The sequence below is a fragment of the Mycobacterium sp. IDUB_19 genome, assembly GCF_055419445.1.
Genome location: NZ_JBVAXR010000046.1, coordinates 1 through 21,037 on the forward strand (window position 1 = coordinate 1; position 21,037 = coordinate 21,037).

Sequence of the window (21,037 nt, forward strand, 5' to 3'; positions counted from 1 at the left end):
ACTACAGCGCTTCGCCGATGTCCGGAAGTAAGGAAATGTCTTCGGGCTGGCCGTTACGAAACATTTCTGCAGTCTCAGCGGCCTCACCGATCCCGTTGAGCACGTGGTTGCTCCCGACGTGCAGGGCAACGAGATCCACATTCAATTCATCGGCCACGACGCCCCCTTCGGTCGGCCGCACGGTGCCGTGAAGTTTAGCCCGTCTTGTGAGGTCACGCCCTTCACCTCGACGGGCTTGCACGGCGCCTGTTGTCGTTGCTCATCCCTATCATCGGCTCATGTACACGGTGTCTTCGGTAATCGCTTCCGCGACAGGCCTCCGGGGCTTGCGAGACCGTTCCACGCCATGAAGACCGCATTCGTCTTTCTCCCGCTTTACTTCGGGCTCCTTCTCGGCTTCTTGGGGCACCGCGTCTCGCTAGGCCTGGCTGGAGCTTGTTGTGGGCTGCTTTTCGCGGCTTTGATACAACCGGCCTACCGTCGGTCGCGGTGGCGACTGCGGACCGATACGGGGATCGGGGAGATTGACGCGATGAACGGCGTCGAGTTTGAGGACTACGTCGCCACACGCATGCAGCGCGCCGGCTGGCAGGTCACCTTCACCCCTGCCGTCGGCGACTACGGCGTCGACCTGATCGCGCAAAAAGACGGCCAGTATGCCGCGGTCCAGTGCAAGCGGCACGGTAAAGCGATCGGTGTCGCCGCCGTTCAACAGGTGGTAGCGGGTGCGCGTCATCACGGTTGCACGCGCAGCATCGTGGTGAGCAATCAGGAGTTCACCTCTGCTGCAAAGCAATTGGCCTACACGCACGGCTGCCAATTGATCGGACGCAAAGCGTTGCAAAGCTGGGTCCCCGCGCCCACGGGAAAGGCGTTGCGTGACTGACGAATTGGATTCAGCCGCAAAGCTTTAGCCACGCGTCGTAGCTACCAGTTGCTCGGCGAGTAATCCTTGAGGAAGCAGCCGTACAGATCTTCGCCGGACTCCCCGCGGACGATTGGGTCATACACGCGAGAGGCACCGTCAACGAGGTCGAGCGGGGCATGGAAACCCTCGTCGGCGAGCCGCAGCTTCGTCGGGTGTGGACGCTCGTCGGTGATCCAGCCCGTATCGACGGCGGTCATAAGAATGCCGTCCTGCACCAGCATCTCTTCGGCGCTGGTGCGGGTGAGCATGTTCAGTGCGGCCTTCGCCATGTTGGTGTGCGGATGGCCCGGGCCCTTGTATGCGCGGCTGAACTGCCCCTCCATCGCAGACACGTTCACGACGTATTTGCGGCGGGAGGGTGAAGCGGCCATCGCCGGGCGCAGGCGGCTCACCAAAATGAACGGCGCGGTCTGGTTGCACAGCTGAACCTCGAGCAGTTCCATCGCGTCGACCTCGTGCACGCGTTGGGTCCAACTGTTGATGGGCGCGGTATCGGGCAGCAGGCCACCCGCGTCTATGGCGGTGCCCGCGGCGATCCGGTCCGGAGACGCGCTTCGGGCGGCGAGGGCCAGTTCGGTCACGGCATGCGGAGTTTGGTGCGCTGCGAGGCTTCCGGCGAGTGCCGCGGGATGGGCGTCGCTGACGCGGTCGAACGTGATCACGTCGACGAGTTGCGGCGCCGGGGTCCGCTCCGCCTCGACGAGCGCCGCGTAGGAGCCGGGAGCCCGGCGCACCGTCTGGGCGGCGTTGTTGATCAGGATGTCCAGCGGGCCCTGCGCGGCCACGGTGTCCGCGAGCGCGACGACCTGGGCTGGGTCGCGCAGGTCGATGCCCACGACGCGTAGCCGGTGCAGCCAGTCGGCACTATCGGGCATCGTCGTGAAGCGGCGCACGGCGTCGTTCGGAAAACGGGTGGTGATGGTCGTGTGGGCGCCGTCGCGTAGCAGTCGCAGCGCGATATACATGCCGATCTTCGCGCGGCCACCGGTGAGCAGGGCGCTCTTACCTTCGAGGTCGGTTCGAGCGTCGCGCTTGGCACGGTTGAGCGCGGCGCACTCCGGGCAGAGTTGGTGGTAGAAGGCGTCGACCACCGTGTAGCGGTTCTTGCACATGTAGCAGGCGCGTGACCGGAGCAACGTGCCTGCGATGGCGCCAACCGCAGTCGACACCAATGGCAGGCCCCGAGTCTCGTCGTCGATGCGGCCGGGCGCTCCGGTGGCGGTAGCGGCGGTCACGCCGTGGTCGGCGGCTGCCACTGCGTCACGCTTGGCATCGCGGCGGGCCTTCTTGACTGACTTGAATATGCCCGCCGTGGCCCGCCGCACCGTGACGGCATCGGGATGCTCGGGCGGCAACGACTCGATGTCGGCCAGTACCTGCAGGCAAATGTTGAGCTTGTCCGGGTCGATCGCATTCACGTGTGAAGGGTACGGCGTGACCGCTCGGTGCCTTTGGTCCTTCGGCTTGCATCTCTTCGGCCCTGACAGTCACGGCCTCCCTGAGCGATCCTTCGGTGAGTAAGTAGCCGATCGGAAAAGAACTGAAATGTGGCAACCACCACGTGGCTCGATCTTGGTAGGCATTGATGGCTCGGCAGCGGCACTGGGTGCCGTCCGGTGGGCGGCCCGTGATGCTGCGCTGCGGGATGTGCCGCTGACTCTGGTCTATGTGGTCGACGCCTCCTTACCGGAGTGGTTCGAGGTCGCCGCCCTGGCCGGCTTCAGGCAACGGCAGGAGCAGCGGGCACACGATTTCATCGAGTCGGCGATCAAGGTCGCCGAGGAGAGCACTGGTGAGTGCGATCCGGTGCAGATCGATAGCCATGTGTTTCATTCGGCCACCGTCCCTACGCTCGTCGGCCTCTCCGCAGAGGTGGACATGGTCGTGGTCGGCTACCGGGGACATGGCGGCGCCTTGGCGCGCAGCTTCCTGGGCTCGGTGAGTTCGGCATTGGTCTACCACGCGCATTGCCCGGTCGCCGTGATCCATGACGACTGGGCAATCGTCGGCGATGTCGCACGGGCGCCGGTGCTGGTGGGCATCGACGGCTCGCCGGCATCGGAAGCGGCGACCGCTATCGCATTCGAGGAAGCCTCCCGACGAGGTGTGGCCCTCATGGCCTTGCACGCCTGGACTGATCCCCGGGTTTTCGGCTCCAAGGTGTTGTTCCAAGACTCCAAATGGGACGCTCAGCTATCCGAGGAGGAGGAGACGCTCGCTGAAAGGCTGGCGGGTTGGCACGAACGCTATCCCGTTGTGGGGATCCGTCGAAGAATCGAAATTGGTGATCCCGCACGTTGGCTGCTCGAGGCGTCCGAACGCGCGCAACTGATTGTGGTCGGCAGCCACGGCTGCGGCTGGTCCAGTGGCAGGTTGCTCGGATCGGTCGGCGCGGCGGTGGTCAACAGGGCCAAGATCCCGGTGATCGTGGCGCGTCAGTCCTGACGGGCGCCGTACGGACGTCCGACTGTTGTGCACCGCCGGCAGACACGACCCCTATTCTTCGAGAGTGGACCATGCAAAGGAGCACGGTCCCGGGGCCGATTCGCCTCGGGCAGGAGGACCGCGCCCTTCACTGCCCCTTCGTGACAACACAGCGCAGGCGCTGCCCGATTGCGCGAGCGAGCAGCTGCACCTGTCCGGCCGAATACAAGCCCACGGCGCGCTGGTTGCCGCCGATCTGCACGATCGCCGCATCACGTACGCCAGCGCCAACACCCCTGAGTTGATCGGCGCGGAGCCGGATCGTCTCTTCGATTCGCCGGTGATGAGCATCTTCTGCCCCGATGAACAGCAGCGGCTTGAGCAAGCGATCAAGCAGACCGGCTACCGGCCTTCGTCACCCGATCTGTATGGAATGCGCCTGGCAGCTGGATCCGACGGCAAGGTCGACGTGATTCTGCATCAAGTCGGCGGGCAGATCGTTATCGAGATCGAGAGGGCGCGCGGGGATGATCAAGCCAACCTCGTCCCGGTTCTCTATGCCTCACAGGCGATCGGCGAGGCGACGAGCGTGCCCGAAGTTGAAGCGGCCGTTGCGAGCGAATTGCGCGCACTGACGGGGTTCGACCGCGCGATGGTCTATCGGTTCCATGAGGACGAGCACGGAGAGATCGTCGCCGAGGATCGGCTTCCAGGACTGGTCCGATACCTCGGGCATCACTTTCCGGCGAGCGACATTCCACCCCAAGCGCGCCAGATTTACACGCGCAAAGCGTCGCGCTACATACCCGACGTCGACGAGGGCGACGTCGTCTTGATTGCATCGCCGCGCATGGCCGGCACAAGTCTTGACCTGAGCCGCGCTGCGCTACGCAGCGTTTCCCCCTTCCACCTTGAATACATGCGCAACATGAAGACCGCCGCCAGCGTTTCGTTCGCCATGATCGAGGGAGGCCGGCTGACAAGGCTCGTCTCGTGCATATCTGAAACGCCCCAATGGCTCTCGCGCTCGAAGCGTAGGTCGTGTGAACTGCTAGTCCTGCAGGCAAAACTCCAAGTCTCTGCAGCTGAACAGATCTCCAGACTGAGCGATGCGGCCGGACGCGCAGCAATCCGGACCCGGCTCAGGGCAGCAATGCAGAGCGCGCCCGCTATAGCCGAGGGACTCACGTCGGCTTCGGGCGAACTGCTGGAGCTCTGCCAAGCAGACAGCGCGGCCGCATCTGCGGACGGGCAATACCGATCAATTGGCGCAGCGCCATCCGAGGAGGCCGTGCGCAGACTTGCGGGCGAAATCCGCGCCACCCGATCCCCGGGCGGGCCCTGGGCGACCGATCGCTTGCAGCAATCGACAGCTGACTCTCTCGGTGCAGCCGGCTGCTTGTTCGTGGCGCTAGGCGCGCCGGACGACTTTGTGGTCTGGCTCCGGCGAGACCGTCCGCAGCAGCTCCACTGGCTGGGCGATCCGCGCGCTGAATCCACTGGATTGATCAATCCGAGGAAGTCATTCGATACCTGGCTGGAGCGAGTCAGCGGCTCGAGCGCACCTTGGACAGACGCCGACCTGGAGGCGGCACAACTGCTGGCATATGACGTCGAATCGGCCCAGCTGAGCCGAGCTCTGGCCAAGCTTGCACGACTGGGCCTGCACGACTCACTGACTGGGCTGCCAAATCGCCGCCACCTGAGCAGCGCACTGACACCCATGCTCGCAGGAGCGACACCCACTAATCCGGTGGCCGCCATCTTCATCGATCTCGACCACTTCAAGGAAGTCAACGACGAGTACGGGCACGACGCAGGCGACTGCGTGCTGCGCGAGGTTGCGCGGCGCATTGCCGAGCTAACCCGCATCCGGGGTGACGTCGTAAGGCGCCCCGATCCTGGGGACCCGCCCGCGGTCAGGCTCGGCGGTGACGAGTTCGTCGTACTGTTGCCGGGGACAGATGCCGAGGGCGCCGCGGTGGTGGCTGACCGGATCCGTCAGTCGCTGATCGAGCCGATTGCGATCAGCCCAGACGTCCAGCTGACCATCAGCGCGGCGATTGGAGTGGCGCTCGCGACAGAGCCCGAAGATCCGCACGATTTGTTGAGACGGGCCGACGCCGCGATGTATGAAGACAAGCGGCAGCGCCTACGGCCCCCCACTGAAATCGATTGATCAACTAGGGCACGGGCAGATCCACCCGCAGCGCCAGGTGCTCATCGAGAATCCGGCGCAGCGCGGCGTCCATCGGATGCGCGGACGTGAGGTCGCGGCCGAACCGGCTGTCCACGACTACGACCGCACCCGCATGCAGTCTGGCCGTGTCGACCTGATCGACGAACGGATCGAACAACGCGGGCGGCGTGGCCAGGTAATACAGCGCCCGGGGCGACTCGCTCAACCCAGCGGCATACATCAGTCCGTGTTGGGTGATCACGAAGAGTTCCGAGGCGATCCTGGCGTTCGGGGTCTCGGCTTTGGCCCATGCCATTGCGGCGCATCGGGTTTGTGCCAATGTGTCCGGGACGTGGTCAGTCAGTGTGAGTAACCTTTCGACGACTGCTCCACCCATTTCCGGATATACGTCAATGGCGGGTCTGAAGTACCGCTGGAAGATCTCGCCGAAGAAGTCATACAGTTGCTCGCTCATCGCCGCTCCCAGGTTTCAGACGGACACCTCAATTGTGCGCCCGTACCGGCGGTCACGGCTGGTTTCCCGGGGCGGAGGTCCCCTGAGCCACCGCTGCCAGATGCAGCCGATGCCCCGCCAGATATCGCAGCGAAGGATGCTGTCGGCCTAGCTGTGGTGAATGAGTGTTCTAGCCTGATTGGGTGAACGGTCCGGTGCTTGGCCTGGACGAGCTACCCAAACCAGTTGGGTACGTGCTTGGCGGAGGGGCCAGCCTCGGCGCGATCCAAGTGGGCATGCTTCAGGCACTCAGCGAGTGCCAAGTCACTCCCGATCTCGTCGCCGGAACCTCGGTTGGGTCGCTCAACGCCGCGGTCATCGCCGCGGACCCGAAGGGTGCGGTTAACCGGCTGTCGCACGTGTGGGCACGAATGACGCGAGATCAAGTGTTCCCGGGCGGTTTGCTCGCCCAAGCCTTGCTGTTGCAGAGGGTCAAGACGTACCTGTTCCCAAACACCGGACTTGCTGCGGTGATAACCGAATTTGTCGGGCAGGCAACGACATTCGCCGATCTGAAGCTGCCGTTCGCCGCAGTCACGACAGATATCGCCACCGCTCGGCCACACGTTGTACGTGACGGTCCACTGCTGCCCGCTCTGCTCGCCAGCACGGCGATCCCGGGCATCTTCCCATCTGTCGACCTCGACGGGCGCCAGCTCTACGACGGAGGTCTGGTGGCCAACGTCCCGATGCGCCAAGCGGTCGAGATGGGGGCCCGCTCGTTAGTGGTGCTCGACTGCAACTTTCCAGGCCAACTGCCGGGTTCGACGGACACCATCGCCGACATTCTGCTGTACACGGCGATGGTCGCGATGCGCTCACAGTGCGTGCTTGAGGCTCCCGTGATCGCCGCCGGGATCCCAGTCGTCTACCTTCCTGGGCCCGCGCCCAGACTGTTGTCGCCACTTGACTTCACACACACTGCCGCGTTGATCGAGGCCGCGTATGTGTCCGCGCGCTCGTTCCTGGAGCAACTGCGCATTACGGGTCCGGGCTTGTACGGATCCCCATCCCCCTGAACGTATGCGGCCACCCCACCTGAGGCACATTGCCCGCGCCTAACCTGGAGCTGCGTACCCGGAAAGGAAAGCGCAATGAAGACACTCGAAGGCATTCTGGCTGAGCATCCGTTCTTTACCCGGGTGGACCCGCGTTGTCATCAATTGGTAGTCGGATGTGCGTCAAACGTCCGCTTCAACGCTGGTGAGTTCATCTTTCAAGAAGGCAGAGACGCCGATGTCTTCTATCTCATCCGCGAAGGAAAAGTTGCGCTCGAAGTCGTTGCTCCTGGTCACGGTAGCTTGACGATTGAGACTCTGGGTCGCGGCGACATGCTGGGATGGTCTTGGTTGATACCTCCCTATCGCTTTCGGTTCGACGCGCGCGCCGTAGAGACGACCCGACTGATCGCGCTAGATGGCAAGTGCCTGCGCGGCAAATGCGAAGAGGATCACGAGCTGGGGTACCAACTGGTAAAGGAAGTGGCTTCGACTCTGGGCCAGCGACTCGATGCGACACGATTTCGACTGTTGGATATTTACGGCCTCGTCTAAAAAGACCCATCGCGCGGCCAGCGGTTTCGTTTTCCGGTCTGGACGGCGTCAAGAACCGTCCCGACCGAATCGGGTCCCGACCGATGCCGCCGGAACCTCTCGAGGTGTGATCGCATCGACGAGCCGGTGAACGCCGGCGTGATGGCTGGGCGCAGACGGTCGTGGCCGGTTTAGGATCTATCCGCCACACCGCAACCGTCGATGCCGCATCCAATCACGCGATGACAAGGTGCGGTGCCGCCGAACGAGGACCTCACCGTGCACACAAGTTCAGAAACCGCGTCACCGCTTCGCACGGTCGGCGGCGCGGAGGCTGTTCGCCTGGCCGTCGTGGTCGGCGCGCTGGGCGTCGTTTTCGGCGACATCGGGACCAGTCCGATCTACACCATCCAGACGGTTTTCAACCCTGACGACCCGCACCCGGTGCCGCTCAATACCAGCAACATTTACGGCATCGTGTCACTGATCTTCTGGTCGGTGATGATCATCGTCACGCTGACCTACGTCACCGTGGTGATGCACGCCGACAACGATGGCGAGGGTGGCATCATGGCGCTCATCACGCTGGTGCGGCGTTGGGGCGGGGCAGAGCGGCGTCGCACCCTCGCGACACTGGCCGCGCTGGGTATCTTTGGCGCCGCGCTGTTCTTCGGCGACAGCATGATCACCCCTGCGATGTCGGTGCTATCGGCGGTGGAGGGTCTCAAGGTCGTCCAGCCGTCCCTCGCGGAATGGATCGTCCCGATCACCGCGGTAATCATCTTTGCGCTGTTCGCGGTTCAGCGCTATGGCAGCGCCACTGTCGGTCGACTGTTCGGGCCGGTGATGATCGTCTGGTTCGCGTCGATCGGTGCCTGCGGCGTGAAAGGCATCATCGACCATCCGCAAATCCTAACGGCGCTCTCGCCGATCTATGCGGTGACGTTCATGTTCGGGCACTTCGATATTGCGTTCTTCGCACTCGCCGCAGTCGTACTCTCGGTCACCGGTGCGGAGGCGCTATACGCGGACATGGGTCATTTCGGTCGGCAGGCCATCACCTGGGGCTGGCTATTTCTCGTGCTGCCGGCCTGCGCTCTCAGTTATCTCGGCCAGGGGGCGCTGCTATTAGGTGACGAGTCCGCCGTAAGCGCCCCGTTCTTCTTGCTCACCCCGAGCTGGGCACAGTTACCGATGGTGTTATTAGCAACCGCCGCAACGGTTATCGCCTCCCAGGCGGTAATCACCGGGGCCTATTCAGTGGCGTCGCAAGCCGCTCGTCTCGGCTATCTGCCGAGATTGCGGATAACGCACACCTCGGAGTCGACGATAGGCCAGATCTACGTGCCGTGGATTAACGGCCTGCTCATGGTCGCGGTGCTTATCCTGGTGTTCGCCTTCCGTAGTTCGGCGGCGTTGGCCTATGCGTTCGGTATGGCGGTGACAGGCACCATCACCATCACCACACTGCTGTTCTTCTACATCGCCCGGACGAGGTGGAAGACGCCGCTTTGGCTGGTGCTGAGTGGCGCCGGCGCCCTGTTGCTGGTGGATCTGATGTTCCTGGCTGCGAACCTGACCAAACTGGTCCATGGCGCGTGGCTGCCGCTCCTGATCGCCGTGGTTGCTTTCACCGTGATGACGACATGGCAACGCGGGCAAGAGATTGTCACCCGAGCCCGGGAGCGGGCGGAGGGACCGCTGGGTGAGTTCGTCGATCATCTCGCCGACCATCAGCCTCCATTGCTGCGCATCCCCGGCACGGCGGTATTCCTCAACCGCGGAAAAGAGACCACACCCCTGGCGATGAGGGCAAACGTCGAACACAATCGCGTGCTGCACGAACACGTGGTGATCATGGCGATCGACACGCTGCCGGTGCCCCGCGTACCAGACTCCGAGCGAACGGAAGTCGATGCTCTCGGCTACGCCAAGGACGGGCTCATCCATCTCACCGCGCACTTCGGGTACATGGAAAAGCCGAATATCCTTGGCGTGCTTCGCCTACTGGACCCGGCGCGGACCGAAGGCACGATCGCCGTCGACGACGCTTCCTACTTCCTGTCCAAGCTCGAACTGACCAAAGGTACGGCGCCGAACATGGCACGTTGGCGCAAGCAGTTGTTCATCGCGACCTCCTACATCGCTGCCGACGCCGCCGATTACTTCGGACTGCCGCCCGACCGCACGGTGGTCATGGGTTCGCGGATAGAGATCTAGAGGCCTAACGGCCGGCTACCCGCAGGGGCGACCCCGTCGTCGGTAACCCGGCGAACATTGCGCAGCTCGTCTTCTGCCCTTCAGCGGACCGGGTCGACGCCCGCGCGGCATGAGTAGATGCGCGCGTCCCAGCCGGCCAGGTCCAGAGACGTTGACGTCGACGTGGCTGGGGTGCCGGGGAGGTTGCCGAGCAGCAGGTCGGCCCCGATCCATTCTGGGCCGACCTCGACGGTCTGCCGACCGCGTCCGCAGTTGGCGACGACAAGGAGTTTCCTCTCAGGCGTGGTTCTGGTGTACGCCCAGATCTGCGGGTCTTCCGCCATCAGCGGAGTGAAGTCGCCATCGACCCAGATGGCCGATTCGTGACGGAGACGAATGAGCGCTTGGTAGTGCGCGAAAACCGAATCCGTTGCGTCGATCTGGGCTGCGGCATTGAGCCAGGTGTAGTTCGGGTTGACCGGCAGCCACGGGTCGCCGGTGCTGAAGCCGGCGTTCGGTCCCGCATCCCATTGCATAGGTGTGCGGGCGTTGTCACGACTGATCTTGGCCAGAGCGGCCAACGCCGCTCCTTCGTGCCCACCGAGTTCAACCACATTCCGGTGGTAATTGACGGCCTCAAGGTCCTTGTGGTCCTGTGGAATTCGGAACGGGTAGTTCGTCATTCCGAGTTCCTCGCCCTGATACACGAACGGGGTGCCGCGCATGCCGTGCAGAATCGTTGCCAGCGCCTTCGCCGAGGCCGCCCAGTAGTCCGGGGCGTCGTCACCAAACCGGGACACGACTCGGGGCTGGTCGTGGTTGTTCCAGTACAGGCCGTTCCAACCGGTGTCCGCCAACGCCGCCTGCCACCGATGGAGCGACCGCTTCAGGACGACCAGGTCAAGACCGCGGTAGTCGAATTTGTTCGTCGGGCTCTGATCGACGGCCATGTGCTCGAACTGAAAGACCATGTCCAGCTCACCGCGGGCCGGATCGGTGTAGAGCTGCGCTTGTTCGGGCGTCACCGCCGGCATCTCGCCGACCGTCATGAACTCGCCGTCGCGGCGGCCGAAGACCTCGCGGGTCATCTCGGCGAGGTACTCATGCACGTGCGGGCCATCGGCGAACTGCTCGAGGGCGATGACGAACGGGTGTCCCGGGATCGCCGGTGCGTCGGGCAGGCCCTCGGTCTTGGAGATGAAATTGATGACGTCCATCCGGAAGCCGTCGACACCGCGGTCGAGCCACCAAACCATGATGTCCTGCACAGCTTTTCGTACCTGTGGGTTCTCCCAGTTCAGGTCCGGTTGCTTGCGGTCGAACAGGTGGAGGTAGTACTGGCCGGTGGCGGGATCCCGCTGCCACGCCGGGCCGGAGAAGAATGAACCCCAGTTGTTCGGCTCGGCACCGTCACGAGCGTCGCGCCAGATGTACCAATGCCGCCTGGCACTGGCGCGCGAAGATCGCGACTCGACGAACCACGGGTGCTCATCCGAGGTGTGGTTGACCACCAGGTCCATCACCAGTTTCATCCCGAGTTCGTGCACCTTGGCGAGCAGTGCGTCGAACTCGGCCAGGGTGCCGAACAGCGGATCGATGTCGCGATAATCACTGATGTCGTAGCCGTTGTCGGCCTGCGGCGAACGGTAGATAGGCGACAACCAGATCACATCGACGCCGAGCGCCCGTAGATAGTCGAGCCGCCCGATGATGCCGGCCAGGTCACCGATCCCGTCGCCGCTCGAGTCGGCGAAACTGCGCGGATAGATCTGGTAGACGACAGCAGACTTCCACCACGCAGGATCGCGCCGCGCCTTCATTTCCGATTCGCAATGACGTCACGGTAGACCTTGACGTACTTGTCGATCATGGTGGCGACCGTGAAACGGTCGGCCGCGCGCTCGGCGATCCTGCGCCGGTCCAGATCGCCGGCTGCAGCGACCGCGGCCACCGCCGAATCGATGTCGTCGACCAGACATCCGGTGACCCCGTGCTCGACAAGTTCCCCCATTGAGCCTCGCGAGTTGGCGATCACCGGCGTGCCACAGGCCATCGCCTCGACGACGCTGTAGCCGAACGGCTCGTCAAAGTCGATCAGGTGCAGCAGCGCATCCGCTCCGCCCAGTATCTCGGCGCGCGCAGACGCATCAACGGGGCCGAGATAGCGGACGTGCTCGCCGTCGATGTGCGGCGCGACCTCGTTACGGAAGTACTCCTCGTCCTGGACGATCCCGGCGATGTCGAGCCGACGGCCACACCGGCGGGCGACCTCGATCGCCTGGGCGGTGCCCTTGTCGGGATGGATCCGTCCGAAGAACAGCAGGTGCTCGCCGGGGCTTGGATGGATCGCGAACGTGTCGATATCGATGCCGTGATGAATAGTGGCGGCGTAGTGCAGCTTTGGGTGTCGGTCGGCGTCGCTGATCGACACATACGCGCCTGCGCCGTCATAACGCTCGTAGACAGGAATGATCCGGTCGGACGAGAACCCGTGGATCGTGGTGACCACCGGTGTGGCCACCAGATCGCTGTATGTGAGCGGCAGGAAGTCGAACCCGTTGTGAATGACGTCGAACTCGTCGGCGCGCTCGAACACGGAGGCGATGTGCAAGCACTCTGCGACCTTGGCGTCGATCGTCGCGTCTTCAGACCACCCACACAGCGCGGTGGCGGACAGGGTGGCCGTGGTGATCGAGTCTGCGGTGGCGAACAGCGTGACGTGATGGCCCGCAGCCACCAGCCCCTCGGTGAGCAACGAGGCGAACTGCTCCCACGGCCCGTAGTGGCGAGGTGGTGTCCTCCACGCGATCGGCGCCAGTACAGCCACTCGGATCGCGCCGCCGACCTCGCCTTGGATGGGAATGTCCTCAGGCTACCCCGCGCCGCCTCTGCTCATCCGGCACGGAAGGTCATCCGCGAGGAGGTGCGGCAGCTGGTTCGTTCGCAGCATGTCACCAACCGTCGGCACGTGGTTTCCGGTGAACCAGTCCTCGGGTGCCCACACGGATACGAAGCGACGCCGTGGACCGGAAGCCGTTGCCTGAGATCCACGACACCGTTGTCTTTGCGGGACACCGTCGATTAGCCGGCCTCGATAGCGGCAACAGTTGCCGCCGCATCGGTCCCACAGATGCGTTGGAGGTTTACGGGTCCAGCGGCCACTAGATCGTTGATGCGGCGCTTGAGGTCTCCCGAGGAAAGATGGGCGTACAGGTTTGCGCCCGGGCATGCGGTTTGGGCTACATCGCGGTGGCCGGCCAGGGTGTCGGTGGCGATGTGAAACGTTTGGGTGGCCCATGCGAAGGCGAGAGCGGCTCCGTGAAGTTGGGCTTCGGAGACGACTTCTTTATCGAAGTCTCCTTCACAGAGGACTAGGAAGTGCCCTGTCGTGTCGTAGTCCGTCGCGGTGTCACCCGCGATCTGCGGCGTGCGCAATTCATAGATGTTGCCGTCGCGATCAATGCCGACGTGATAAGCGATGTCGACCCATCCCAGCTTGTCTTGGTGGTAGAGCTGGTCCTGACGGAAGCGGCCTGGGGCGTTGCGGTTGTCGCCCAAGACGACGGCCTCGTGGTGAAGAGTCATGCGGGTAATGGTGTGAGGCCTGCCGCCGGCTCGGGCGGGACGAGCACCCCAGGCATCTCGACACAGCATCACAGCTGACGCCGCGCTGAGCGGCAAAGCGGACGCAGTCGTCGGACCCGCGGGCTCAGCCACAGATTGCGAGCGCACGCACCCGCTGGCGATCGCCGCCGCCCCTGCACCACCGAGCAGCCGGAGCAGCCGGCGACGGTTGACGGGCTCGGGAGCAGCATCGTGCTGGCCAGAAGTGACTGTGTCCACTACGAACACCATACGAAGTGCCGCGGTCGGCGCGAAGCCATTCGTGGCGCGAATTCTGAACGCTATATTGACGAATGGTCGAAACGGGGCAGCAAAAGGCGATCGGCTCACGGTGCAACGACTCACCAGTTCCTTATCGAGCCGGGCGCGGCCGACGTTCAGTTCCATGAGGGCACCGTGGTGTGGCGCCTCGATGCCGTCAAGGCGGCAGAAATCATCGAGCTGCTAAATGTTGGACGGTCCCCCCGCTACTCGCCACCACTATGTCGAAGGTATGTCCACGCCGGCACCGACGATTGTTCTCTCCCGCAACGAGTACCTGGACATGCTCCCGGCCGAGGCCACGTTTCCCCCGTGGGCCTCGAGCAGACCAAACTGTGCCTGCTGGTGATGATCGGGGTGCGTGCCGATGGCCGCAAAGAGCTGGTGGCGATTACCGACGGGTATCGGGAGTCCACCGAGTCGTGGGCTGATCTGCTGCGCGATTGCCGCCGCCGCGGAATGACCGCCCCGGTGCTTCCACCGCCGCCACGACCGGAACGGAGGTCGCCTGAAACACCCCATCAACAGGTCTTGACAATATTTGTCTCGACGATCGCGTCGGACGATGAACCGCTGGTTACCACGGTTCGCCATTGCCGAATGACCAATCCGAGCGGTCAACGAAGACCAAGTTGATCATGACGTCATCAGGGCGGACGGAGAGCTTGCTCTTCAGTTCGTGGGCTATGAATCGGAAGAAGGCAAGCTTGGAATCTTTATTGTTTCCGACAGTGCTAGTCACTTGGATCAAGATGAAGTCCGGTGATCGATTCCAGCCGAGAAAGTGGGGGTCGTAAATCAAATTATCGGGGGGATGCTCGCCGATAACGATGAAGCGGTCCCCTTCCGGCGCCTTCAGCACGCCGACAATCCCCTGGTAAACGATGTCGGCCACGGCGGCGCGATACTCCGAAGTTTTTCCTTGCAACAGGTCGATACGCGCAAACGGCAAAATATCCTCCTGGGGGTGCAGAGTTGACTGAGGTTTAAAGCCGACAGCCTTGCTTGCTGCAGGTGAACGGCCACAGGTCAAAATATCTTAGGGCGGTCTAGCGGTCGGGCGAGAGCAATGATCAGAACCGAGTTCACGGCGCCGAGGAGGCCAACGAGACCAAAGTCGCGAAAGGCCCTGGCTCGCGTGCCGCCGGGGTTGCGAAGGCCTACAGGCTGATCGATGCCGCACCGACCCGCTGGGCGGCCCGTCAACGCCCCTCATTTGGTCGCCCTGGTCCGGTCCGGGCGGTGACACGCAAGGCGATTACTCGAACGGCCCACCGGCATCACCCCACCCGAACCGGCCGCCATGACCGGAACGGAGGTCGCCTGAGACACCCCGATCCACAGGTATTGACAATTCCTCCCCGGTGGATGGTTGATGAGGACAGTCCTACATGCGGCGGCTGGAGGATGCCTCGATCCAGTCGGAGTATCGAGTAGTGAAGATGGTGGCGTTCTCGTCGGGCTCGAGGCTGTGATCGTCGATCACCGCACCGAAGTACGGCGCCTGGGCATCAGTCACGACCCGACGTTGATCACCATTGGCAGCAAGGCCCGTGCGGACAAAGTCGTCCATCCCCATTGCTTCGGGTCCAGCGATCTCCGTTACTCCGTTGATAGGGCTCCCGACAGCTGCGTGGGCAACGGCGGTGGCGACATCGTCGGCGGCGATAGGACGGAACAACGCGTGTGGCAACCTGACAATGTCTCCGTCTGTCGCGGAATCGGCCAAGCCAACAGCGAATTCGTAGAACGGAGTTGCTCGCACGATCGAATAGGGCCGGCCCGAATCCTTGATCAGGTTTTCCTGAGCCGCCTTCGCGGTGTTGTAGCCGCTATCTGGCATGGTCTGCGCGCCCACCACCGACAACGCCACATGGTGTTTGACTCCCGCTTCCTGTTCAGCAGCAAGAAGATTCGTGGTCGTGGTTGTGAAGAAGTGCATCACAGGTTCATCGTCGAACAACGGTGAATCGGCGACGTCGACCAGGACATCCGCACCGGCGACGGCGTCGGCGAGGCCTTCACCGGTGAGTGAATCGACACCTGATCGGCGTGAGGAGGGGATCACGTCGTGTCCCTGCGCGCTGAGCTTGGACGCTACTTTCGAGCCGATCAACCCACGCCCGCCAATGACTACGACCTTCATGATGAACCTTTCAGAGTTGCGTTTGGCTGGTTACCAGTTGCGGCCGGCCATGTCCGTTCTCGTGGCAACCGGATCCTTTGGAGCCGCCGGGCACCGCAAGTCCGGCCGGACCCGCGCCGCTGACCGCGACGTCGGTGTCGACGCGACGGGAAGTGCTCTTGGCGCTCGGATCGCTCATGCCGGCAGGATGGCGGTGACCTCGACTTCCACGCGCAGGTTGGGCCACACCAGCCCGTCGATGATGCTGAGCATGGCGGCGGGTTGGTGGTGGATGATCTCTTGGCTCACCGCCAGGCACATTGTCACGGCTGGTGAGCCATTGGCGCATGTAGACAATGTCGATGAGCTTCGCGCCGGCGTCGTCGAGCGCGTCCTCGACGTTGGCCCAGCACTGCCGGGCCTCGTCGGTGAAGTCCTCAGGCGGGGTGCCGTCTTCGCGCAGCCCCGGCGTTCCGGAGACGAAAACCTGTGTGCCACAACTGGATACGGCGATGACGTCAGCGTATTTGGCGATGTGAGCGGCCACTCCGGTGAAGATCGGGGTAATTGTGGTCATCTCGAGACTCCTTGGTGGTGTGAGGTTTTCGGCGTGTGATGGCAACTTCGCGAGATGTCTTTCGTGATCACCACTCCGCTGGACTCGTGGCCTGCGACGACTTGTGCGAGGGCGTAGGCGGCCTGATCCAGGCTGCAGGAACGCGGAGTTGGCATGCTCAACCGATGAGAGTCGAGTAGCGCGGCCAGGTGGTCGAGCTGAGCGCCGTCGGAACGGACGTAAACCGCGGTTACGCTGATGCCGCGGGTGGATGCAGGCGGGTCGGGGGTGATGGTGGCCAGCCGGCCACCATCGGCAAGCGCGGTCATCGCCGCAGCAACACCCTCGGGGGCGGCATTGGCGACGGCGTCGACAGCGCCCTTCGCCAGCGCCCTTGCGTGTTGTGGCCACATCGGATCGCGGTAGTCGATTACTTCGCGGGCGCCATTCGCGCGGACTCGGTCGGCGCTGCGGGGGCTGGCAGTGGCGAGCACATCGACCCCGCGCAGGGCGGCCAGCTGGACGATGAGCCCGCCGGTGATTCCACCCGCGCCATGAACGAGCAACGTTTCTCCACCGTGAAGCGCCAACGCCTCGCCGACCACCTGCTCGGCGGTCAGCGCCGGCACCGGAAAGATCGCTGCGGTCTCCCACGAGACCTCGCGCGGTTTACGGGCGAGCGATCCGACGGGTGCGATCAGATAGGGCGCCCACGTGCCTTGGTCGCGCAGCGGCACTGGGTGGCACAGCACCTCGTCGTCCACACTGAATCCGCTCGGGTGAGCGCCAACGGCCTTGATGGCCCCGGCAGCCTCGACGCCGAGCGCCAGCGGCGGCCTCGTGCCAACGTCCCAACGGCCGGTGCGAATGATGTTGTCCCAGTTACCAACCCCAGCGCTGCGAATATCGATGAGGACCTCGTCGGCTGTCAACGGTCGCGGCTCGTCCACTTCGAGCATCTCCACTTTGCCGCCGAGCGTGCGGACCCCCGCTACAAGCATGGTCACAGCGAGACGACCGGCCAGTCGTTGTCCACGTCGATCCGGACAGCCCAGATAGGGTCTGGCGGGTACCTACTCATTCGTGTTGTCGTCCTTGGTGAGCGGGCCGTCTCCGGTATCGAGCAGGAAGACCGCGAGCAATTCAGCGGGTTCGGTGGCGCTGGCATTTTCACTGATCGTGTGGTGGGCGCCGGGGGCTTCGCTCCACGTCTCACCGGGGTGGTAGACGCGTGCAGGCTCACCTTCGACTTGGCTACGGATCACTCCGGATATCACGTACGCCATGATGAACGCGGATTTCGCGTGGTGGTGAGCTCCGCTTTTAGCTCCGGGGAGATAGCTGACGGTCACTGCTTCAAGTGATTTGCCCGGAACATTGGTAGGTTGATTGAAAACTGGTCGGACAACCGGGTTTTGATCCGAATTCGGTGGCGTCGGCTCGGCGTGGGCCGCAGGCGCGAGCATCACCGCAACCGTCAGTGCGGCGAGTGGTGTTTTGAGGGCCATTTTGGCTACTTTCCCTTGGGACGCCTGGACGACTAGCTGATGTGATCGCACGATTTGGGATGAACCGCGTGGATGCGAAGCCGCCTCACGACAACCCTTTTCACTCTTCGGCGACGCGCAGGATCGTCTTGCCAGGGATGCGCTTGCCGGGAGCGAATGCGGCGGCAGCTTCGGCAAGTGGCAACACGGCGCCAACGACCGGTTTGAGGCGTCCATCCCGTACTCGCTTGGCAAGGTCGGCGAGCTGGGCGCGATCGGCTTCGACAAGGAAGAAAATTGCCCGCCCGTCGTGCGGCTGGGTCTTCGGCGGCTCGGCGATGGTGACGAGCGTTCCGCCAGCCCGCACCAGAGTGGCCGATCGGGCGAGGACCTCTCCGCCGATCACATCGAACACCACATCGACTTCGCCTGCATCCTCTAGCTTTTCGGTCTCCAGGTCGAGGAAGGTGTGGGCGCCGAGCTCCAACGCCCGGTCCCGGTCTGCTTTCCGGCCGGTGCCAATGACCCGCGCACCGACCTCACGAGCCAGCTGCACCGCGATCGACCCGACCCCACCCGCGGCGCCATGGATCAGAACCGTTTGTCCGGCGGCGAGGCGGCCGTGGTCGAACAGGCCCTGCCAGGCGGCCAATCCAGAGATCGGCAGCGCCGCGGCGACAGTATGGTCGATGTCCATCGGCAGCGGTGCGAGATTGCGGGCTTCCACAGCGGTGTACTCCGCGAGCGAGCCGTTGCGAGCCCAGTCGGCGAGCCCGAACACCCGCTGACCGACGCTCAAAAGGGTGCTGCCGTAACCCAGCTCAACCACAACACCCGACAGCTCGTGGCCGGGCACGCTCGGTGTCCGGTCACGACCCGCGCGGTCGATCCAAGTGTGCGGCCAGTCGAGCTCCCCGGGTGTGAGACCCGCGGCATGCACCCGCACGACGACGTCGTTGTCGGCCGCCTGGGGGTAGGACAGGTCCGTCAGCGAGAGGCCAGCGACACCGGCGTCACGATCTGAAACAGTGATGGCTCGCATTACAGGTCCTTCCTGATGTGGGTTGTTGTCGGGTCAGCCGCCCGCTCGCCAGCTTCAGTCGCTGCTTCGCCCTCGAGCTCGAAGAGGGCCGACCTAACCCACAGCAGATCGGCGATCTTGGCGCTGCCGGCGACGATCATGCTTGGAACGCTAATCGCGGTATCGCGCTGATCGTGGGCCACTTGGGTGCGGCGAAATGGGGCCAGTTGAGCCAGATGTTTCAGGGCAGCAGTCGGATCAGGGCATCCAACGCCGCTGACCATGCGCTCGGCGCGGGCGCGGCAAACCCGACCACCAAGCCGTTCCGCTTGCTGCCGGCTTCGGGATGGCGAAACAAATCAAGACCCTCCACGCCGAGCCGTCGCCACGCACGTTGACGTGACAGCGCGCTCTCGTCGGCCCCGGCAAGCTCAAGCATCACCTGCAGACCCGCGGGCATTCCTGCAACGGTGGTCTTCGGTGACGACCGGGCAACTGCGGCGACGAGTTCCTCGCGCCGGCGCCGGTACTGGGCGCGCATGGTCCGAATGTGTCTGTCATAGGAACCGGAAGCAATAAACTCGGCCATCGCTAACTGGTCGACGAAGCCGGAGGTCTCCTCGCGTTCACCCCTCTGCCGGCCTACCGCACGGACCAGTCGGTCCGGCAACACCAGCCACCCGAGCCGAAGCCCCGGCGCCAGCGACTTACTTGCCGTCCCCATATAGATGACGTGTTCGGGATCGATGCCGTGCAGCGCCCCGACAGGGCTGCGGTCGTAGCGGAATTCGCCGTCGTAATCATCTTCGATGATCAGTCCGCCGGTACGTCGCGCCCAATCAACGACCGCTGCGCGGCGGTCGGAATGCAAAGGCACGCCAAGCGGGAACTGGTGCGACGGTGTGAGCAGCACACCACCCGCATCTGCCATGCCGTCCAGCGCCATGACGTCGGCGCCATGAGAGTCCACTGTCAGTGGGGGGCAACGTAACCGCGCTCGAGCCAGCGGCGCCCGCTGTGTGTGCAGGCCAAATTCCTCGACGGCAACGGCGGCGACCCCGGCTTCTGCCAGCGCGCCGGCCACGAGGTTCAATCCTTCAGCAGCGCCGCTGCAGATGACGATGTTGCCCGGTCGGGCCCGAACTCCCCGAGCACGAGCAAGATACTGGGCAAGGGCGCCGCGAAGCTCCGGTCGCCCGTGTGGGTCGGTGTAGCCGAACGCCTCGAACGGTGCAGCGTTCAACGCGCGCTTGACCGCACCACTCCACTCCGTCCGTGGAAACGACGACAGGTCCGGATGTCCCGGTCGCAAGTCGTGGTCCAACTGCCGCTCTGTGCGTCGCTTGGGAAGTGAAGCGACGGACCGGACGACTTCGGCCGCACGTTGGGAAACCAACGTGCCCGAGCCCTGTTGTGATGTGAGCCAGCCCTCGGCGATGAGTTCGGCGTACGCACGGGCAACGGTGTTTCTCGCGACACCGAGGTCGGCGGCCAGTGCGCGACTCGAGGGCAACTGGATGCCCGGAAGCAAGCGCCCCGAACGGATGGCGTCGCGAATGGCTTCCATCACACCGTCACGCACCCTGCCGCCGGGGCGATCCAGGTAGAGATCCAACCCGGCGACCGAGCTTTGTGATCCGGTCGTTGCGTGCATGTCAGTGCTCGTGGTCATTGCCAGTGGGGCGATTGTAGTGTTCCTGGGGCGTGGGCAGATTACCCGCGAAGCATGGGGAGATGACCAGCCGTGGGCGGCGACCCCGCTACCCGACCAGTTCTACCTGATGCATTGGCGCGGGCCCTCAATCCGCTCGCGTATATATTCTTAAGCTCCCGAATGGCGAAGTTACGCTTCAAAATAGCCAACTCGTTGCAGAAAGTGGCTAGTCCGCTGATCCGGTGGAAGTGCGCATCATCGCGCCGTCTTGGCGGCGTCGCGCTGAGCCTTCTTTTTAACGTGGGTCGAGCAGCAGTGCCCCATTTCGCAATGGTATCGGTCACTGCAATCATGCGAACAATAAACTGATGCGGCCGGAAGCCAGTCCGGATCGGACAGGTCACGCCGTCGGTCGTTCGGATCGAACGTGTGGCCGCAATGTACGCAGGTCTTCATCTTGACCTTGGCCTTGGTAGCCATGCAGCTCAGAGTACGCGCCATCGCCCTAAATCGGTGCTGGTTTCAGATCGACG

21 protein-coding genes and 2 pseudogenes are annotated in these 21,037 nt (G+C 63.7%); 8 read left to right on the plus strand and 15 right to left on the minus strand.

Annotation, left to right across the window (positions count from 1 at the left end; all coding sequences use genetic code 11):
• Window position 1 precedes the first annotated feature (1 nt).
• Complete coding sequence (locus tag ACZY0B_RS24085; protein WP_463766782.1) at window positions 2-157, minus strand: hypothetical protein; 156 nt, start codon at window positions 155-157, stop codon at window positions 2-4.
• A gap of 189 nt (window positions 158-346) precedes the next feature.
• Between ACZY0B_RS24085 and ACZY0B_RS24090 the strand changes: the two genes are divergently transcribed.
• On the plus strand, window positions 347-886 hold the full coding sequence (locus ACZY0B_RS24090) for a restriction endonuclease (RefSeq protein ID WP_463766752.1): 540 nt from the start codon (window positions 347-349) through the stop codon (window positions 884-886).
• A gap of 41 nt (window positions 887-927) precedes the next feature.
• Here the strand turns inward: ACZY0B_RS24090 and ACZY0B_RS24095 are convergent, their stop codons facing one another.
• The gene (locus tag ACZY0B_RS24095) at window positions 928-2,346 is read right to left on the minus strand and encodes an SDR family NAD(P)-dependent oxidoreductase (protein ID WP_463766753.1); all 1,419 of its coding nucleotides are present in this window, start codon (window positions 2,344-2,346) and stop codon (window positions 928-930) included.
• Window positions 2,347-2,473: 127 nt separating this feature from the next.
• Here ACZY0B_RS24095 and ACZY0B_RS24100 point away from each other — a divergent pair, with 127 nt between their 5' ends.
• Both ACZY0B_RS24100 and ACZY0B_RS24105 read left to right on the plus strand, forming a co-directional pair.
• Complete coding sequence (locus ACZY0B_RS24100; protein WP_463766754.1) at window positions 2,474-3,373, plus strand: universal stress protein; 900 nt, start codon at window positions 2,474-2,476, stop codon at window positions 3,371-3,373.
• Window positions 3,374-3,437: 64 nt separating this feature from the next.
• Window positions 3,438-5,531: a diguanylate cyclase domain-containing protein gene (locus ACZY0B_RS24105; protein WP_463766755.1), complete on the plus strand. Its 2,094-nt coding sequence runs from the start codon at window positions 3,438-3,440 to the stop codon at window positions 5,529-5,531.
• A 4-nt stretch (window positions 5,532-5,535) separates the two neighbouring features.
• On the opposite strand, the gene ACZY0B_RS24110 is transcribed toward ACZY0B_RS24105, so the two are convergent.
• Window positions 5,536-6,006, minus strand: coding sequence for a glucose-6-phosphate dehydrogenase (locus tag ACZY0B_RS24110; protein ID WP_463766756.1), 471 nt, complete (start codon window positions 6,004-6,006; stop codon window positions 5,536-5,538).
• Between the two features lie 182 nt (window positions 6,007-6,188).
• Here ACZY0B_RS24110 and ACZY0B_RS24115 point away from each other — a divergent pair, with 182 nt between their 5' ends.
• The 3 genes from ACZY0B_RS24115 (at window position 6,189) to ACZY0B_RS24125 (ending at window position 9,797) form a co-directional block, all read left to right on the plus strand.
• Window positions 6,189-7,064 carry a patatin-like phospholipase family protein gene (locus tag ACZY0B_RS24115; protein WP_463766757.1) on the plus strand — a complete coding sequence of 292 codons (876 nt, stop codon included), beginning with the start codon at window positions 6,189-6,191 and terminating at the stop codon, window positions 7,062-7,064.
• Between the two features lie 75 nt (window positions 7,065-7,139).
• Window positions 7,140-7,598, plus strand: coding sequence for a cyclic nucleotide-binding domain-containing protein (locus ACZY0B_RS24120; RefSeq protein WP_463766758.1), 459 nt, complete (start codon window positions 7,140-7,142; stop codon window positions 7,596-7,598).
• Window positions 7,599-7,856: 258 nt separating this feature from the next.
• Window positions 7,857-9,797 carry a potassium transporter Kup gene (locus tag ACZY0B_RS24125; RefSeq protein ID WP_463766759.1) on the plus strand — a complete coding sequence of 647 codons (1,941 nt, stop codon included), beginning with the start codon at window positions 7,857-7,859 and terminating at the stop codon, window positions 9,795-9,797.
• Between the two features lie 80 nt (window positions 9,798-9,877).
• Here the strand turns inward: ACZY0B_RS24125 and ACZY0B_RS24130 are convergent, their stop codons facing one another.
• The 3 genes from ACZY0B_RS24130 to ACZY0B_RS24140 all read right to left on the minus strand — a co-directional run bounded on the left by ACZY0B_RS24130 (window position 9,878) and on the right by ACZY0B_RS24140 (window position 13,787).
• Entirely contained in the window at window positions 9,878-11,596 is a 1,719-nt protein-coding gene (locus ACZY0B_RS24130) for a glycoside hydrolase family 13 protein (protein ID WP_463766760.1), read from the minus strand.
• Window positions 11,593-12,603, minus strand: coding sequence for a glycosyltransferase family 4 protein (locus ACZY0B_RS24135; protein WP_463766761.1), 1,011 nt, complete (start codon window positions 12,601-12,603; stop codon window positions 11,593-11,595). Before ACZY0B_RS24135 ends, ACZY0B_RS24130 begins: the two co-directional genes overlap by 4 nt.
• A 254-nt stretch (window positions 12,604-12,857) precedes the next feature.
• On the minus strand, window positions 12,858-13,787 hold the full coding sequence (locus ACZY0B_RS24140; RefSeq protein ID WP_463766762.1) for an N-acetylmuramoyl-L-alanine amidase: 930 nt from the start codon (window positions 13,785-13,787) through the stop codon (window positions 12,858-12,860).
• A gap of 186 nt (window positions 13,788-13,973) precedes the next feature.
• Between ACZY0B_RS24140 and ACZY0B_RS24145 the strand changes: the two are divergent.
• Window positions 13,974-14,138: pseudogene (locus tag ACZY0B_RS24145) on the plus strand (transposase); the annotation flags it as partial.
• 100 nt (window positions 14,139-14,238) lie between these two features.
• On the opposite strand, the gene ACZY0B_RS24150 reads toward ACZY0B_RS24145, so the two are convergent.
• On the minus strand, window positions 14,239-14,613 hold the full coding sequence (locus tag ACZY0B_RS24150; protein ID WP_463766763.1) for a tautomerase family protein: 375 nt from the start codon (window positions 14,611-14,613) through the stop codon (window positions 14,239-14,241).
• A gap of 158 nt (window positions 14,614-14,771) precedes the next feature.
• Between ACZY0B_RS24150 and ACZY0B_RS24155 the strand changes: the two are divergent.
• Window positions 14,772-14,988: pseudogene (locus ACZY0B_RS24155) on the plus strand (IS256 family transposase); the annotation flags it as partial.
• A gap of 60 nt (window positions 14,989-15,048) precedes the next feature.
• Here ACZY0B_RS24155 and ACZY0B_RS24160 read toward each other — a convergent pair.
• From ACZY0B_RS24160 to ACZY0B_RS24195, 8 genes are all read right to left on the minus strand, one after another.
• A complete protein-coding gene (locus ACZY0B_RS24160) occupies window positions 15,049-15,807 on the minus strand; it encodes an SDR family oxidoreductase (protein ID WP_463766764.1) in 759 nt (252 codons plus the stop codon).
• Window positions 15,808-15,817: 10 nt separating this feature from the next.
• Entirely contained in the window at window positions 15,818-16,363 is a 546-nt protein-coding gene (locus tag ACZY0B_RS24165) for a RidA family protein (RefSeq protein WP_463766765.1), read from the minus strand.
• On the minus strand, window positions 16,360-17,343 hold the full coding sequence (locus ACZY0B_RS24170) for an NADP-dependent oxidoreductase (protein WP_463766780.1): 984 nt from the start codon (window positions 17,341-17,343) through the stop codon (window positions 16,360-16,362). Before ACZY0B_RS24170 ends, ACZY0B_RS24165 begins: the two co-directional genes overlap by 4 nt.
• Window positions 17,344-17,415: 72 nt before the next feature.
• Window positions 17,416-17,850 carry a cupin domain-containing protein gene (locus ACZY0B_RS24175; RefSeq protein ID WP_463766766.1) on the minus strand — a complete coding sequence of 145 codons (435 nt, stop codon included), beginning with the start codon at window positions 17,848-17,850 and terminating at the stop codon, window positions 17,416-17,418.
• Window positions 17,851-17,950: 100 nt separating this feature from the next.
• A complete protein-coding gene (locus ACZY0B_RS24180; RefSeq protein ID WP_463766767.1) occupies window positions 17,951-18,871 on the minus strand; it encodes an NADP-dependent oxidoreductase in 921 nt (306 codons plus the stop codon).
• Entirely contained in the window at window positions 18,871-19,011 is a 141-nt protein-coding gene (locus ACZY0B_RS24185) for a hypothetical protein (protein ID WP_463766768.1), read from the minus strand. Before ACZY0B_RS24185 ends, ACZY0B_RS24180 begins: the two co-directional genes overlap by 1 nt.
• Before the next feature lie 80 nt (window positions 19,012-19,091).
• Entirely contained in the window at window positions 19,092-20,522 is a 1,431-nt protein-coding gene (gene pdxR / locus ACZY0B_RS24190) for a MocR-like pyridoxine biosynthesis transcription factor PdxR (protein ID WP_463766769.1), read from the minus strand.
• A gap of 237 nt (window positions 20,523-20,759) precedes the next feature.
• Window positions 20,760-20,984, minus strand: coding sequence for a ferric uptake regulation protein (locus ACZY0B_RS24195; RefSeq protein WP_463766770.1), 225 nt, complete (start codon window positions 20,982-20,984; stop codon window positions 20,760-20,762).
• Window positions 20,985-21,037 lie beyond the last annotated feature (53 nt).

Excerpts from the sequence above, each read along its gene's own strand:
- ACZY0B_RS24090 (WP_463766752.1), top strand. The coding sequence starts at position 347 with ATGAAGACCGCATTCGTCTTTCTCCCGCTTTACTTCGGGCTCCTTCTC.
- ACZY0B_RS24100 (WP_463766754.1), top strand. The coding sequence starts at position 2,474 with ATGTGGCAACCACCACGTGGCTCGATCTTGGTAGGCATTGATGGCTCG.
- ACZY0B_RS24110 (WP_463766756.1), bottom strand. The coding sequence starts at position 6,006 with ATGAGCGAGCAACTGTATGACTTCTTCGGCGAGATCTTCCAGCGGTAC.
- ACZY0B_RS24120 (WP_463766758.1), top strand. The coding sequence starts at position 7,140 with ATGAAGACACTCGAAGGCATTCTGGCTGAGCATCCGTTCTTTACCCGG.
- ACZY0B_RS24130 (WP_463766760.1), bottom strand. The coding sequence starts at position 11,596 with ATGAAGGCGCGGCGCGATCCTGCGTGGTGGAAGTCTGCTGTCGTCTAC.
- ACZY0B_RS24140 (WP_463766762.1), bottom strand. The coding sequence starts at position 13,787 with ATGGAACTGAACGTCGGCCGCGCCCGGCTCGATAAGGAACTGGTGAGT.
- ACZY0B_RS24160 (WP_463766764.1), bottom strand. The coding sequence starts at position 15,807 with ATGAAGGTCGTAGTCATTGGCGGGCGTGGGTTGATCGGCTCGAAAGTA.
- ACZY0B_RS24165 (WP_463766765.1), bottom strand. The coding sequence starts at position 16,363 with ATGACCACAATTACCCCGATCTTCACCGGAGTGGCCGCTCACATCGCC.
- ACZY0B_RS24170 (WP_463766780.1), bottom strand. The coding sequence starts at position 17,343 with ATGCTTGTAGCGGGGGTCCGCACGCTCGGCGGCAAAGTGGAGATGCTC.
- ACZY0B_RS24175 (WP_463766766.1), bottom strand. The coding sequence starts at position 17,850 with ATGGCCCTCAAAACACCACTCGCCGCACTGACGGTTGCGGTGATGCTC.
- ACZY0B_RS24180 (WP_463766767.1), bottom strand. The coding sequence starts at position 18,871 with ATGCGAGCCATCACTGTTTCAGATCGTGACGCCGGTGTCGCTGGCCTC.
- ACZY0B_RS24185 (WP_463766768.1), bottom strand. The coding sequence starts at position 19,011 with ATGATCGTCGCCGGCAGCGCCAAGATCGCCGATCTGCTGTGGGTTAGG.
- pdxR (WP_463766769.1), bottom strand. The coding sequence starts at position 20,522 with ATGACCACGAGCACTGACATGCACGCAACGACCGGATCACAAAGCTCG.
- ACZY0B_RS24195 (WP_463766770.1), bottom strand. The coding sequence starts at position 20,984 with ATGGCTACCAAGGCCAAGGTCAAGATGAAGACCTGCGTACATTGCGGC.